9 protein-coding genes are annotated in these 16,229 nt (G+C 45.5%); 5 read left to right on the forward strand and 4 right to left on the reverse strand.

Annotation, left to right across the window (positions count from 1 at the left end; translation table 11 throughout):
* Positions 1–3: 3 nt before the first annotated feature.
* The 3 genes from AABK40_RS15790 to AABK40_RS15800 all read left to right on the forward strand — a co-directional run bounded on the left by AABK40_RS15790 (position 4) and on the right by AABK40_RS15800 (position 3,056).
* A complete protein-coding gene (locus AABK40_RS15790) occupies positions 4–1,590 on the forward strand; it encodes a flotillin family protein (RefSeq protein WP_338398092.1) in 1,587 nt (528 codons plus the stop codon).
* 123 nt (positions 1,591–1,713) lie between these two features.
* Entirely contained in the window at positions 1,714–2,010 is a 297-nt protein-coding gene (locus tag AABK40_RS15795) for a hypothetical protein (RefSeq protein ID WP_332921172.1), read from the forward strand.
* Positions 2,011–2,888: 878 nt separating this feature from the next.
* Positions 2,889–3,056 carry a hypothetical protein gene (locus AABK40_RS15800; RefSeq protein ID WP_338398093.1) on the forward strand — a complete coding sequence of 56 codons (168 nt, stop codon included), beginning with the start codon at positions 2,889–2,891 and terminating at the stop codon, positions 3,054–3,056.
* A 101-nt stretch (positions 3,057–3,157) separates the two neighbouring features.
* Here AABK40_RS15800 and AABK40_RS15805 read toward each other — a convergent pair whose 3' ends face one another.
* Together AABK40_RS15805 and AABK40_RS15810 are read right to left on the reverse strand one after the other, a co-directional pair.
* On the reverse strand, positions 3,158–6,289 hold the full coding sequence (locus tag AABK40_RS15805) for a VPS10 domain-containing protein (protein WP_338398094.1): 3,132 nt from the start codon (positions 6,287–6,289) through the stop codon (positions 3,158–3,160).
* Between the two features lie 258 nt (positions 6,290–6,547).
* Entirely contained in the window at positions 6,548–7,606 is a 1,059-nt protein-coding gene (locus AABK40_RS15810; protein WP_338398095.1) for a glycoside hydrolase family 43 protein, read from the reverse strand.
* A gap of 270 nt (positions 7,607–7,876) precedes the next feature.
* On the opposite strand from AABK40_RS15810, the gene AABK40_RS15815 reads away from it, so the two are divergent.
* Positions 7,877–8,413 carry a hypothetical protein gene (locus tag AABK40_RS15815; RefSeq protein WP_338398096.1) on the forward strand — a complete coding sequence of 179 codons (537 nt, stop codon included), beginning with the start codon at positions 7,877–7,879 and terminating at the stop codon, positions 8,411–8,413.
* Positions 8,414–8,626: 213 nt separating this feature from the next.
* Here AABK40_RS15815 and AABK40_RS15820 read toward each other — a convergent pair whose 3' ends face one another.
* Positions 8,627–10,195: a RagB/SusD family nutrient uptake outer membrane protein gene (locus AABK40_RS15820; protein WP_338398097.1), complete on the reverse strand. Its 1,569-nt coding sequence runs from the start codon at positions 10,193–10,195 to the stop codon at positions 8,627–8,629.
* Positions 10,196–10,208: 13 nt separating this feature from the next.
* On the reverse strand, positions 10,209–13,436 hold the full coding sequence (locus tag AABK40_RS15825; protein ID WP_338398098.1) for a SusC/RagA family TonB-linked outer membrane protein: 3,228 nt from the start codon (positions 13,434–13,436) through the stop codon (positions 10,209–10,211).
* 1,103 nt (positions 13,437–14,539) lie between these two features.
* Between AABK40_RS15825 and AABK40_RS15830 the strand changes: the two genes are divergently transcribed.
* Positions 14,540–16,189, forward strand: a complete 1,650-nt coding sequence (locus tag AABK40_RS15830) for a PAS domain-containing sensor histidine kinase (RefSeq protein ID WP_338398099.1) — start codon at positions 14,540–14,542, stop codon at positions 16,187–16,189.
* Positions 16,190–16,229 lie beyond the last annotated feature (40 nt).

Consider the following 16,229-nt stretch of genomic DNA (forward strand, 5'->3'; position numbering starts at 1 on the left):
TTTATGGAACCGATATATTTAATTGTCGTTGCCGTAGTGGTTCTTTTTTCCACTGTATCGGCCTTAATCGCTCGTTATAAGCGATGCCCGTCCGATAAAATTTTGGTCATTTATGGCCGTACAGGCGGAAGTTCTGCCAAGTGTATTCATGGTGGTGGTGCCTTTATCTGGCCCGTCATTCAGGATTACTCTTTCCTGGATCTGAAACCGATTTCCATTGAGGCCAACCTCACCAATGCACTCAGTAAGCAGAACATCCGTGTGGATGTACCTTGCCGTTTTACCATTGCCATTTCAGCAGAGGAAGACAACATGAATACCGCTGCTGAGCGCCTTTTGGGGCTTGACCCAGATCAAATTCAGGAGCTGGCAAAGGATATTCTTTTCGGACAGCTGCGATTGGTGATTGCCACCATGACGATCGAGGAGATCAACTCTGACCGTGATAAATTCTTGCTGAATATTTCTCAGAATGTGGATTCTGAATTGAAAAAAATCGGTCTGAAACTGATTAACGTGAACGTAACCGACATCATGGATGAGTCGGGTTATATTGAAGCTCTCGGAAAAGAAGCCGCAGCCAAGGCCATCAACGAAGCCAAGATCAGTGTTGCCGAGCAGGAAAAGATCGGTTCTACAGGTCAGGCCAATGCTGAACGTGCCCGTGATATTGAAATTGAAGCGACCAACCGCGATCGTGATGTCCTTATTGCAGAAACACACCGTGACCGTGATGTAAATATTGCCAATACCCGCAAAGACAAAGAAGTGAGTATTGCCAGCGCCACCAAAGAGGAGGCCATTGGTAAAGCGGAAGCGGAATCGCTGACCAGAATTAAGACTTCTGAAGCCAATGCGCAAGCCATTCAGGGGGAAAACGAAGCGAAAATTGCCATTGCCAATTCGGAGGCACTACGTCGTGAAAAAGAGGCGGAATCGTTGCGTGTAGCGATTTCTGCTGAGAAGGTACAACAGGCCAAAGCCTTGGAATCCTCATACCTTGCGGAGCAAAAAGCCGAACTTGCCCGTTCTGAGCGCGAGCGTTCTACGCAGATTGCCAACATTGTGGTGCCTGCAGAGATTGCCAAACAACGTGCGATTATTGATGCGCAGGCCGAAGCCGAACGTATCCGTGAGAACGCCAAAGGGGAAGCCGACGCGATTTATGCCAAAATGGAAGCGGAAGCAAAAGGACTTTATGAGATCCTGACCAAGCAGGCGGAAGGTTACAAGCAGGTGGTGGACGCTGCAGGAGGCGACTCCAACAGTGCATTCCAGTTGTTGTTGCTTGAGAAATTGCCAGAATTGGTAAAAACTCAGGTCGATGCGGTGAAGAACATCAAGATCGACAAGGTCACCGTATGGGATTCTGGTGCCAACGGTGGCGAGAGTTCATCAACGGCAAATTTTGTTTCGGGAATGATGAAATCCGTTCCTCCATTGAATGAATTATTCAACATGGCAGGGCTGGAATTACCAAAATACCTCGCAGCAGGTGAAAAAGAAGATGCCGCTCGCATAGCAGTGACGGAAGAAACAACGCCCGTAGTAGCGAAACCTAAAAAGGCTAAAGCTACTGAAGACAAGTAAGATAGCCCAAATAGGGCATACTACAGCTAAAATTTAGCACCCAAATCATTGGATAAAAAATGATTTTGGGTGCTTTTTTTTCTGTAAAATACGTATAAGAAAGAACACCAAACCGACCTCCCTATGTTAAACTTTTTTGTAATTGCGGATGAAGATGCCAAGCCAACCCCTGCCCAGCTTCACGATATGCCCCATGTCGGAGAAATTGACGATAAAACGTTCTTCCATTTAATGCAGCTCGGCATTATCGACAGCCGATTCAATTATTACAGTGATTTCCGCTGGTCAACAGATACTATTGCGCAGGTATTCCGCAAGATTTCAGGTGCCGACAACGATGACCCCTGTGTGGAGAAACTCCTTACCATCCTGATCGAGGCCAAGTCAGCAAAAAAAGGCCTGATTGCTGTTGGCGACTGATCCCTTCCTCCTGCTGACAGGCGGCTGAAAAATTGCCCATGAGTACCATCGTTCTACCTTTAAATACTGAACGATCGACGAAACACCTGGCAACCAAAAAGGCACAGAAATACAAGTTGCAACCTGTGGGGAAAAATATAAGGCGATAATGAAGGGATACTTCACCATTAGGGCTGTTGAATATTTTTGCACCTATCGGTACGGGACTCACTGTACGGGCTGACCCAATGGCATTAAATGAAGAGCGTTATCCTGTAGAGACGTTATTTTTAACGTCTAATTCAATGGTAATTTTATAGGTTTCCTCTTTGATTTATTCAAATTGTAGCATGAGTCGTTAAGAATAACGCCTCTACGAGCATTTTAAATTTAGACCTGTGTCCCTCAAAATCCTTCACTTAATGACATTGCGGGCTGACCCAATGTCATTAAATGAAGAGTATATTGCTTGAAGGTATGTGTTGATTTGAGTAATTCTTTGAATAATGAAAGGAGAATCCCGAAGGGATGTAATATCATAGCCCGGGGTGAAACCCCGGGATAATAACCGGCAAAATGCTGAGCCCTGAAAGGGCGTAATATAAATTTCTATACAAATAAAACGTTGCACCCTTTCAGGGTTATAGGTTTTAGGGGAGGGATATTTCGAGGGGTTTCACCCCTCGCTATGTTATGTAATCCCTTCGGGATATAAAAACAGAAATCTTAAAAACACATTAAATGACCTTTCAACTCATACCTCTCCGAATTCCCTTTGGTTTAACCTGCTTTAAAGTCATAATTTCGAATAAATGATCGGCTGTTTCTTAACTTAATGACAATGGGTACATCCATACCGTCAATAAAATGATCTTCTGCGTTAATTTGAAAAATCTGAGTTGTGCGACGCCCCTACGGTGGTAGAAATCATGTTTTTGATTGGGGTGATGGCCTGTGTTCAACAGGATACTGCACCATTGTGGCGCTCATCGGTAAAATTTAATCCGTTCTTCTCGCAGGTCGAAGCCTATGTCTTCGACCTTTTTATTGTGCCGAAAAAAGCCTGACCACCAATGGCCAGGCTCAAAACGACTTAACAAAATAGGTAAACATTCCCCTGTATCTTCGGGAAATATTGATCTATTTTCAGGTTAAATCTATCCTCTGATTATTCATGTCTGATGATCACTTTTTTACCATAAATACGCTGAGCAGTTGCTACCTGAAGAATATAAATTCCTTCAGGAATATGGCGCACGTCAACCTGATTAATCTGCCCCTGATCAACACGGATCGCATATTCATTTCCCAGCACACTAAACAACCTCACCTCTTCGATCTGCTGACCTATGGCAATTTTCAACACCTCATTGGCTGGCTGCGGGTACACAGTCAGCAGTGCTTCTTCACCTGCACTCAATGGTTTGTCGGGTTGCTGCGCCTCATTCACCAAATCAATGGTAGCTTGTATGTCCTCCATACTGAAAGGCGTGTTAAGTTTATAAATCTCATCGATATATAATTGCTCATATTCCTCCATCCTGTTCTCAAATTCGAGCAGGCTGAAATAGTCGGCCATCTGTTCCTTATCATTCTGCGCACTATAAGCATTCATCATCGCCAGGTGCCCTTCAGGGTTAATCTTTTCTATCACAGCCTGAATTTCTGCCCGCTCAGTAACGTTGCTCATGGTCGCAAATTCCTGCTGATACAAGCTCAGGTATTGTGCCTGATAATCATCAAAATCCTCGGCTTCCATCATGTTATTGGTAATTCTGTGGGGCTGTCCCTCATTGATGTAGGCCAAGATTTTCTCCAGGTTTTGCAGGCTTGGGGTATTGACCTGATCGACCACCAACTGCACCTGCCCAATCATGGTAAAGGCTGCAATCTGATCCTCAAGCGCAGCAACATAGGCCGTCAGGCTGTCGGCCACCACGCCCTGAATGCCCAGGGTTTCAAAGTCCTGAACCGTTACCGACTCAGGGCTGTTGATCACCAGTGCCTTGAACACCTCAAACTGCTGGTCTGCCGCTTTCAAATCCTGAAGATTTATTTTAAAACCTCCTGCGCCACCGGATCCCGAATAGATGATATTCTCATCGCGGGGATCAAAAGCCACATTGAACAGTCGCCCATAGCGGATGCTTTCAGTACCCACCAACGACCAGCTTGCGCCGCCGTCGTAAGTTACCCCCAGCCCGTAAGCAGGACGGAAATCACCAATGGTTTGCCCTGTTGCAGCGCCAAAAGTCGCATAAATGATGTTGGAGTTGGTCGGGTGGCAGGTAACTGTACTTGCCCCGAAAAATCCCCCATTAACGGCAATTTTATCGGTGAATTCATCAGAGAGCGTATTGCTTTCCTTGGTGGCAATACCCGTCCAGTGAACACCGCCGTCGGTACTTTTATAAACGCCTCCGCGTTGCCCTTCAGCAGCTGTACTCACGGCCATATAAAGTGTGTTATTATCATTAGGATCAATGGCCATATCTCGGGCATCATAAAGAGGATCTTCATTGATGGTTACCCAGTTGGCACCTTTGTCCGTGGATTTATACAATCGCCCGATTTTACCGTTGTGCGTGGCCGCCACGGCATAAAGGATATTGGGGTCCGACTGATCGAGGTGCAACTCACGGATGAGGTTGTTGTCAAATTTCTCCCCTATTTTCTCCCAGCTTTCCCCGCCGTCATGCGTTACGATGGTGGCGTGATCGTTGGGTGCCATGGCCGTTACGTATAGGGTTTGTGGATCGTTGGGGTCAATTTCCAGCCCACGGTACATGCCCCAGCTATGGAATTCAGAGCCCTGCTTGGCGTCCATCACAATTTGCCATGACTTACCGTTGTCGGTCGATTTCTTAATCTGAAAACCGCCGTTAGGATTATAAAATGAAAGCTCAATGGCCACATAAATATCGCCGTTATTGGCAAAAGCAATGTCCGTGACAGAAACAAGCCAACTGCTGGTGCCATCCTTACGCATTTCATGGTGCTTGTTTTCCCAGGTTTTTCCGCCATCACGGGAAAGATACAGCCCGTTATCATACTGCCCCATTAAAACCAGGCCGTCCACATAAGGGGAAGCTTCCACCACATCGGAAACCGTAAAGTCAATCCCATTGTTAGTGTAAGGCGAAGAATTACTGGAATAGACATTATACCAGTCGCCGCCGCCATTCTCTGTTTTGTGCGACCAGTGCTCCCCTGCGATCAAATACTCAGGATCCGTAGGCGAAATGTCGAAACCGTAGGCTTTCAAATAGCCTGTTCCATAGGAGAACCACCCCTGATCCCGGACTCTTCCAGTATAAACGTTACTCCATTTTTCACCCCCGTTGGTCGTTTTCCAGATGGCACCATTTTCCGTGCCTCCCACATACATGGTTGCTGGATCTTTGGGATTCATCAGTAAATGGTATGGCTGAATGGGCTGACCATTGTGTCGTTCGGGCAAGCCATTATTCCGTGCCTCCCAGGTGTTGCCCAAATCATCCGAAAAATATACCCCGTAGCCATTCGCTTCACTGTCGATGGTCACAAAAACACGGTTGTTGTCCCGTGGGTCAAGCACCACATTGAGCACCTTTTGGTGCGGCAGGCGGCTCATTCGTCGCCATGACAATCCAGCATCCTGCGAACGGTAAAGTCCTCGGCTACTGGCAGCAAACAATGTTCCTTCAAACTGATTGGAGGCCGTTATCGCAAAAATATTGGCCATTTCCGGAATGTTGGTACTGTACTCTTCCCGAAGGTTGATCCAGCTTTTACCCCGGTCTTCAGACTTGAAAATCAGCCCTCGTCCGTATTTCTCTTCTCCGGAATCCATCCCGACCTTTGAAGCCTCGCGGCGGTCACCCATGGCAGCATATAAAATATCAGTATTAAAAGGGTCTGTACAAATCGATACAATGGCGATCGACATTTTGCCCGTCAGAACATGATCTGGCAACCCTTGTCGGACATCCTCCCAGCTTTGTCCCCGGTCCTCTGAACGAAGAATCCCACCACGCACACCAAGGATCACCAGGTTGGGATCTTCGGGGTGCACAAAAATTTCGGAAATATGTTCATTCACCGGCTGGTTGTTGGCCAGGTGCCACTGCTTCCCTCGGTCGTCGCTATAATAAAGGCCCGACACATCGACGCCCACCCATGTTCTACCGGTCTGATCAATTTTGTAGTCCATCAATGAACCACCAAACCCCAGCCCAAGGACCTCCACCTGAGCACTCAGCCGCTGAGCACCGAACAGTCCGAGACATGTCAAAAATAATATTCGTAGTAAGTTTTTCATAAAAAAATGCGCCTTGTTGTCTTCACAAATATGCATCATGCGCAACGAAATTCACTTCTCGAATTTTTTAAAGTCTTTTGATTTATAAACAAGACAACTAAAGACTAACAATCAATCCTTTAAACCACAAAAAAAGCCCCGAAACAGGGCTATTTCAGGGCTTTTATCTCGATTTATAAATGGTATTTTATCTTTCAGAAGAGTGATTTCTTCCTGCTTTTGGCTATTGATTCCTTTGAGTGATCAACTTTTCAGTCCCTATTGGGAAACGGCAGCAGTAATGAGCTTGATGGCCTCCACCCCTTCCCGGGTCATGACCATCGGCTTGATCGTTCCGTCTTCATTAAAATACATGCGGTCGATGCAGGTTACGCGGTGATCACGGTCTTCGTTCGGGATCGGACGACGGTGATAAACCATATACCAGTCATCGGTATTCGGTGCGCAAAAGGCGGAGTTGTGCCCTGCTCCTGTTGCCATGTTTTCATCAGAAGAAAGAATCGTAGCCTCCCGTTTGAAAGGACCCGTCGGGTGGTCGGCAATCGCATAAGCCACCTGGTAGGTGCCGTTGCCCCATCCGCCCTCGGACCACATCAAATAGTATTTTCCTTTACGCTTGAACATAAACGGCCCTTCGACATAATTTTCAGGGGTAATTTCATGGAACAGCTGCCCATCTTCCCAGGGAGTAACGGTCTTGAAATCGGAGCTGAGCTTACCGAGGTTACAGTGCTTCCATCCGCCATAAAAGAGATAGTGCTGACCATCATCATCCCTGAAAACAAACTGATCAATCGGTTGTGCGCCATGGTGGAAATCGGAGATCAGTGGCTTGCCGAGGTAATCCTTGTAAGGGCCTTCAGGTTGGTCGGCCACAGCAATGCCTATGCCACCAAAATGATTGATCGGATCGTCTTCCTTGTACAAAAAGTTACCCGGCTTCTGAATATCATTGGCTGAGAAAAACAGAAAATACTTCCCTTGATTTTCAATGATGGAAGGCGCCCACATGGCTTGTTTTGCCCACGTAATTTTGGTGGTATCCAAAACCCGCTCGTGCTTGGTCCAGTTCACCAAATCCGAGGATGAAAAAGCATCGAAATAAACCTGCTGCTTGTATTTGGTGGAAGTGGTAGGGAAAATCCATGCCTTCCCATCCAACATCGCCACTTCCGGATCAGCATACCAACCCTCGAAAATGGGATTGCCCGACCGTGCTTTTGTGGAGATTGTGGAGGTTGTTGCCTGGCTTTTCTCTGCAGGCTTACAGCCTGAGGCCACAATTATGGCAATATAAATTAAAAACGACCATCTCATGGAATGTATAGTTCTGTGGTTAAAAAATAAATTCAATTTAGCACCCTTTGGCTCAAGGAGCACTTTTTTTAAGTATAATTCTCTTGCTATTGCCCAATCCAAATGAATTTCACGGTTCACAAAGGCTTTCTCCTCCCCTTTGAGTGATATTTTCGGCCGACTGATCCGGTAAAAGGGCGATGATATATATCGTTTTCAGTCATCATTTTTTCATGGAAATAAATAACTTTACAACACATAAATCAACCATCAACCTAAACCATTCAGACATTGACTTATAAATCACTTATTTCAGCCTTTGCTGTCATGGCATGCCTGGGCTGTTCCAATAATGCCGAAAATCCGATTGATCAGGAGTTTGAGATCGATTATGCCACAATTGAATGTGCCGATAAAACCAACAATAGAAATGCTGAAAAATTTGACTGGGCAATCGGAGGGGATTACTGTATTCCTGATGCCGCACAGATCAGCGACGGCAGCAATATTTTAGAAGATGGCGAAATTAATGCCATCATCATTGAAAGCCTTGAGAATGACGGCAGCAATCCACAGCTGCTCAAAAAACTGAAACAGGAAAAATACGATGTTGTAAATATCGAAAAAAAGGCCGTTTATACCGCACACCCTGCCAGTAATGAACAGGAAGCTATGGACCTTCTGATTGTAAACAACGATTCTGTGGAGTTGCCCAATGATGGCAGTGAAGCGTATGTATGGTGGTATGGGCAAATTGAAGTTACACTGCAGAGAAATAATAAAATAGCCTATGTTACCATTGATATCGGCATGCAGATCAAAAATTAAGCGCGCACTTTTACGGGCTTGATACCTTCAGGACTTTTCTTTGTTTTCAGGCATCCCGCTTGGAACGACTGGAGCATAGTCCCCAAATAATAGACAGGATCAACCTCATCAATCCACTCCCGAAATTTCCATGACTTACGGATTTTAGGATACAAAAAATCCCCTCACGATCCATTCATGAGGGGATTTTTAGATTCTTTACTGATTAATGGCTTATAGTCTTGGCAACTGCCCTTCCACCATTGGATTGTTCAACACTTCCTGCTCAGGAATCTGGAAGAAGTGATAATGACTGCTTTTGCCGACTGGCGAACGATCAGGGTAAGACAGGATGTGGTGCCCCCTTGTCAATACACTGTCTTTTACCATTCCGAGATAATCTTCGAAATCCTTTTGATCGATCACTTTTCGGTGAACGGTTGCCTGCGTACGGTTAATATCAAAGATACCGGCTTCGCCTTCACCCCACAGCTCTCTGCGGCGCTCCTTCAGCACAAAATCAACATCAACAGTACTTACCTGTGAGGCATCTCGGGCTGCACGCAATTCATTGATGATCTCCAATGCCGGACGCTCAGCTTGTCCTCCACGCAAAACAGCTTCGGCCTCGATCAAAAACATCTCCGCCACGCGCATATAAACGATGTCGCCCGTTGGCTCAGAATCACGGAACTTAAACTTGGTATATTTCAAAGCATTCTGCACACGAGGAGCACCCGTAGAATCTGGCACTTCAAAAAGTTGGAAACGCACATCTGAAGTATCAAATCCATTGCCATAATCAAACAGATTCCTGAAGTATGGATCAGGTAAAGCCGACTTGTAATACGCCCGCCCATCATTACTGCGGGTATCCATATAATGGAAGATATAACTCATGTCGCTGTTGTCTGCAGACTGTGGTAAATCAAGCATCCACTCTGGATTGGAGTCTTCATTAAAGCCCGCCAAAAATTCTTCAGGTTTCATCAAAGACATGCCTTCCTGCGCCATGCGCGCATACTTTGCCGCTTTGTCCATATCGGCTTTTACCCCTGATCCGTCCGCTTTTGTCCCGCGGGTCAGATAAGCACGTGCCAGGATTCCTGCCGCCACATTTTTGTTGATCATCGCCTTGGACGATCGGTTATAGTCCACCTCTTCAAAGATGTTTACCGAACGTTCCAAACCATCAATCAGAAAATCATAAACCTCCGCTACGGTAGAAAGAGGCATGCCTTCACGCCCCGTTTCAGCATCCACGATTTGTTCGTAAATCGGCGCAACATCGAGGTCTGCCGCCTGCTCATAGCTTGCCTGCCAAAAACGAACGACATCGAGATAGGCGAAAGAACGCAAAGCTAACAGCTGCGCATAAGTGATCTTGGATTCCTCCCTGTGCGACTCATAGGCCGCCGTTTCGAATTGCTGAATCCCGTTGTTACAGGTGGCAATGGATTTAAAGTAATACTGCCAGAATCGGCGTGGTACCGAACTCGTGAAATTGTCGGTCGATAAGTATTTGTACTCTCTGGTAACGCCACCATAAATACCATCAGAGCCCACCACATCCTGCCCCAGGGCATCAGAAGCCAATTGGATGGACTTGTAGCCTGGGTAAGCATAGGAGATAAACCAATCCGTCAGAGAATAATAGGCGCCTAAGTAGTAAGAAGGGGTAAGTTCACCACCCTCACCTGCCATATTATCATCGGTAATGTAACGTGGTGGGGTAACGCTCAGAAAATTGTCGCAGGCCGAAAAAAGGACGGCCATGCCTAACATTAGAAATATTTTTTTCATGATTGATTACAGATTAGAATGAAAGGTTGATACCACCCGAGATCACTTTGGCTGCTGGGTAACGGTAGCCCGTAACACCTTCAAGCCCACCAGTTTCAGGATCAATGCCGTCCACACCAAAAATAGTGAACAGGTTTTCTCCCTGAACAAAGACACTACATGCGGACATGCTCAGTCTGTTGATCAGCGACTCCGGCAAAGCGTAAGTGATGTTCAGGTTTTTCAGACGTACATAAGAAGCATCGTACAGGTGGCGGGTTGATTGTGCGGTAAAGCCATTGGCTGGTGCACTGGTAGTCAGACGAGGCAAATCGGAATCCTGATTGTCTGGTGTCCATCGGTTCAGCATATCCACTGCCCATGGTCTGGCATTGACACTTCCTGTTCCGTAGAAAGTGGTGTACTCGCCTCCGGTATAGATTTTCCCGCCTACCGAATAAGACAATAAGGCCGTTACGGTGAAGTTTTTGTAACGCAGGCTGGTGTTCACCCCACCAAAGAAATCAGGCAAGGCACTGCCAGCGTTCACACGGTCGGCTTCATTGTAATTGGTGGATTTATATCGCTCGCCAGTCTGTTCATCGATCAGGTACCAAGTCGGCAAACCTCCAGGGTTAGGCGTAGAGGCCTCCACAATGTCACCATCGTTATTGCGATCATACAGCTGCTCTCCAATTTGGGAGTTACCTGCAAATTCACGCAGGTAGAAAGCATAACGATCATCGCCAGTCATCAGACGCTTAGTACCTGAAATCACCCCTTCCTCAATTGGGAAGTCAGTAATGACATTTTTATAATGGGTAACATTGAAGCCAAGGTTCCAGCTGAAGTCTTTCTTATCGATCAAAGTCCCATTCAATTCCAACTCTACCCCACGGTTACGCATTTCCCCTACATTGGAAATAATGCCCGTAAAACCGGTCGATGGTGCCAATGGCATTTCATAAATCAAGTCCTTTGATTTGCGCTGGAACCATTCCAGGTTACCACGCAAGCGGTTCTCGAACATGCCGAAGTCCATTCCGATATTGGCATTCAGGTTGGTTTCCCAGGTAACGTTGTCGTTGGCCAAACGGGAAATTGTTACCGCCGAAGAGCTTCCGATACGCTCGGCGGCGTAAAGGTTTTGATAGGCGTAATAGATGGATGAGCCACTCTCGGTACGGATATCCTGATTACCCTGTGCTCCATAACTGGCTTTCAGCTTCAGGTTGTCGAGGAAAGTAAACTGATCCATGAAATCCTCTTTGGAAATGTTCCATGCACCACCCACAGACCAGAAGTTACCCCATCGGTTGTCTTTATGAAAACGGGAAGAACCATCGGCACGGTAAGAAACCGACAGGTTGTATTTTTCACTCAGGCTGTACTCCACACGCCCAAAGAAAGAGGCCAGGGAATAATAGTCAGTGTAAGCGGTATAGTCGCCAATTTGCGAACCAAAAGAAGGCTCCTGCACACCGGCTACGGGGAAGTTACTCCGCGAACCATAATTGTAAGTGTATTTATAAGCATAGATTTCCTGCCCTGCAATTGCCGAAATACTGTGCTGGCCTTTGTCCAGCTGATAAGAAAGTACATTGTTGAAAGTATAACTTTGGGTCAGCTGATTTGAGCGCGAAGCAGAGGTGCTTTGCAGGTTTTGAATGACGTCAAGGTCACTGTATGGGTCATCAAGAAAGGCAGGTGTATAAGTGTGGTTATTTCTGAAACTGATGTCCGTATTGTAGCTTGTTTTGAATTTCAGACCTTTCAGGAATGATAACTTATCAGACATCTCAGCGATATCGAAATCCGCACTACCACGCACCGAGATCAAATCGCGGTTACGCTCATTAACCGACATTGGGATCGAGCCCATCAGGTTGGTACGGGCGTAAGAACTTGTTCGGTAAGTACCAAAGTCAAGCTTTTTATTGCCGTTACGATCCGTGATAAAGCTACCGTCCTGCGGGTTGCGCTGGTAAATTGGGTAGAAGCTCGCCATGTTCAAGCCATAAGTTGCTCCGTTGCCGACGTTACTGTCCTGACTGTCATTGAACAGCTGCTGCGAACGAGCGTAGTTTAGGTTCAAGGAAGTCGTCAGCCAGTTGGTGGTTTTGTTGGTCAATTTCAGACGGGTGGTGAAACGCTCGAAGCCTGAACCAAGCATCATACCGCTTTCATTCAAATAACTTCCCGAAAGGAAATACTGCGTACGCTTTGATCCACCGTTAATGCTCAGGTTGGTTTCATAACGCTTGCCCGAACCGATCACGGCCTCGTCCCAGTTGTCATCCCATAGCGGGTTCAAACCATCCTTCAGGCGACCATCCACACCAACGGGCTGAGGGTTTGCCGTACCGTAAGGGTTGATGCCAATCGTTCCGATCAAACCATTAGATGCATTTTGTGCTGCTGTTGCGGCATCCTGTCCATTGTCCATGAAACCGTTGCGCATCGCTTCCCATTTCAATTCCATATAATCATTGGTACCCAGGCGCTCGATAGGCTTGACCGCACGGCTTGATACCCCCATGGTAGAACGAATATTGATCTTTGGCTCCGTACCCGAAAGGCCGGACTTGGTGGTGATCATGATCAGACCATTGGCTGCACGTGAACCGTAGATCGCCGCCGAAGCCGCATCTTTCATTACCGTCATCGACTTGATGTCCGTTGGGTTGATCGAAGAAAGGTCGCCGTCAAAAGGAACCCCATCGACTACATATAAAGGATCACTGCCCGAGTTGATCGAACCCACCCCACGGATACGCACGCTCGCCGACTCCCCCGGCTGACCGGAAGCCGAAATTACCTGCACCCCAGAACTGGTTCCCTGCAGGGCATTCGATACGTTGGTCACCTGTGCGGTCTGGATACGCTCTTCATCCACAAAAGAAGCCGAACCGGTAAAGGCGCTTTTCTTGGCCACACCATAGGCCACGACCATCACCTCATCGAGCTCGGTAACGTCGGCATCGAGTTGCACATTGATCGTCGACTGATTGCCCACCAATATTTCCTTGCTTTGCATACCGATGAAAGAGAACTGCAGGGTCTGATCATCGGAAACTGAAAGGGTATATTTCCCATCAAAATCGGTAATTGTTCCTGTACCACTGCCCTTGATCAGCACATTAACACCCGGTATCGGCTCTCCGGTATCACTGGCTGAAACGGCCCCCGTAACCTGTCGTTGTGCATAGGCTGAAAGGGATACGTAAAGCATGATAAAAAAGACGGTAATAAGTTTCTTCATCCTTACATTTAAGTTTAGTTTGAGATTACAATGTGATCAATAGCGCATAAAACAGGCTACATGAAAACGCTTAACATCAACCGTTTACCAAAACGCAAAACCTAAAAACCACATCGTTTGATACATAAAATTAATGAATATACATGGAAATTCATATCGAAAAATATACATCAAAGACTCCATATTATAATATTTAAATCACTATGTATCACCTCAAACAAAGATATATACTCAAATAGTACAATAAGTTAGAAGATAAAGAACAAAGAACTTCGCTTACCGACTATTTGAATCACCATATTTTTACAAATCATTTGATTAACAGAGAACAAATAATCATTTGATAAATAAAGTAAATAAAAAATAAAATTTTTATTTCATATTGATTAGCGCCACCGATCAGGTGACGCCACGCAAAAGCACCCATTAAAAAGATACAACATTTCAGATTTAACAATCATTAAAATATAATATTTCAGAAAAATAACCCTTAAAAAAGTGCATGGCGAACGACAAAAAGATTAACTTCTTACAAAAATAATATTTAATTATTACGCGATCGGGCATGAAAGCTTGACCGCTACATGCTGCTGTTCCTGCATTCGGTTTCCGCTGAAAAAAGGATTGCCCATGACCATATTTCAAGAAGAGGCCGCTCGTATAAACCGCCAAATTCGGGTCGCATGCCCAACAAAAAATAACCGGCAACACTACTCCCCTCAGCAGAAACTCGCCCCTATTGTGAGGTGTTGATTTTGAGCTTTCCCACAACCCAATGTCAATTTTGATTGCCAAATAATATTTAGTCATTCCTAATTTTACCACGGGTTTTCACCCGAGGCGAATGAAAAAGCGCCATTGAGGCTAATATGCTGAAGGTACATGTACAGTAGGCTGTCGATTTTTTGGTAGAAATCATGCTTTTTATTGGCGTAACTACGCCTTTTCTATCTTATTTTATTACGCACAAATTATTTGATATGAAATTAATTTTTCTACTTCAGCAGGGGGATTAAAAATATTTTTATTAATTAACTGAACGATTGAATGACTGATATTCAATATTTTAACTACCACAACCTTTTTTGACTTTCTACCTTCTCATGACTACCACTTTCAATAAATACATCACGCAAATACTGGGACCTGCCTCAACATTCACCCTTGGGCAACGCACACTGAATGCCATGTCTGTTCTGGCCGTCATTGTTGCCGTGGTGGATTTAAGTTTATACCAACAATTGGAGCTTCCAAAAATATACTTTCTTACTTTTTCTTACATCGCCCCAACGGTGATGATCGCCTATTATTTAAACCGTTTCCGGAGAAAATACACTATGGCCCTGATTTTGTTCATCTCGGCGGAACTGGTGATTTTCTATACTGACTTTTTCCATGTCGGTGGTGTCAATGGGCCTGGGCCTATCCTGATTATTTTCTTCCATATTGTCAATTTTAACCTGTTGGAAAAAGGGCACCACCTCTTTTACCTGATTTTCTGTAATATTTTTGTTGCCCTGGCCTGTGCTTTTAACATTTACCATACGGATATCTCTCCTGAAAACCTCGCCCCACTTAATGCTCGGGCGCTGCAAATTATCCACCTTAACCTGATGTCCTCGGTGGCTTTATGGCTATTTAAAAAGCAGGATTATAAAAAAAGCAATGCGCTAAAAGCCATTAACAAACACCTGCAACAGCTGCTACATTCGGTGGAGAATGATTTCATCATTATGCAGGTAGATGCTTTGGGAAAACTCAGTTACGTTAGTGATGCCTCCAAAACCATTCTCCGTAACTTGCCCGAAGGAGAGGCGCATCAGTTGCTGTACTCTTTGGTGAATCAGCAGCAAGCGGAGGTTATTTCCGAGCGAAAACTATACATCAACGGGTCTGCACATTGCGTACGGATCAATCAAAAGCAATATTTTGATGCCCAACAGCAACCCTACCTTCAGCTCATTATTCAGGATATTTCAGATCAAAAGAAATATGAAAAACAACTGATTCTCGCCCTGAATAAAGAATATGAACTCAACAAAATGAAGTCTGATTTCATTACTATGGTATCTCATCAGTTCAGAACACCCCTAACGACCATCCATTCTGCCAATCAGCTCATTCAATATCAGATAACAGAAAAAACGCCTGAAGACGCCCCCATTTATCAGCCGCGTTTCAATCAGGTGTTTGAGGCTGTCGGTTCACTGAAAGGCATGCTTGAACGCTTACTTGATTACGGGCAGATGGAAACAGAAGAAATCAACCTGTACCTGCAACAGCAGGATTTCCCGGCTTTTATTGAGGATCTTCTCAAGCGCCGCTATGCCGCAGAAGACTGCGCTCGCATCCGTTTCAAGGTGGTGGGCACTGCACAAACCATTGAATTTGATGCTTACCTGATGGAGCATATCATTGTCAATTTGCTTAACAATGCCCTGAAATATTCCGAAGAAGCCATTGATCTGCACCTTGAATACCATGCGTCGAAGGTTCAGCTGGGAGTCCGGGATTATGGTATCGGCATTTCAGAAGAAGCGATGCAGCATTTATTTCAGCCTTTTTACCGGGCAAAAAATGCAGAAAACACCAAAGGAACAGGAATGGGTCTCCACTTTGTTAAAAAATATGCAGCCTTACATGGCGGATCGATCGCTGTTCAGCGGCACCCTGAAGGAGGTGCACATTTTACCCTTGAACTTCCCTGCCGCGTGATGAAAACCATCCGGAAAAAAGTCAACTTTCAGCCATAATTCCAGTGGGGCAATCCCTGATTATTACACGATTTAAGTA

Source organism: Persicobacter psychrovividus (genome assembly GCF_036492425.1).
GTDB lineage: Bacteria > Bacteroidota > Bacteroidia > Cytophagales > Cyclobacteriaceae > Persicobacter > Persicobacter psychrovividus.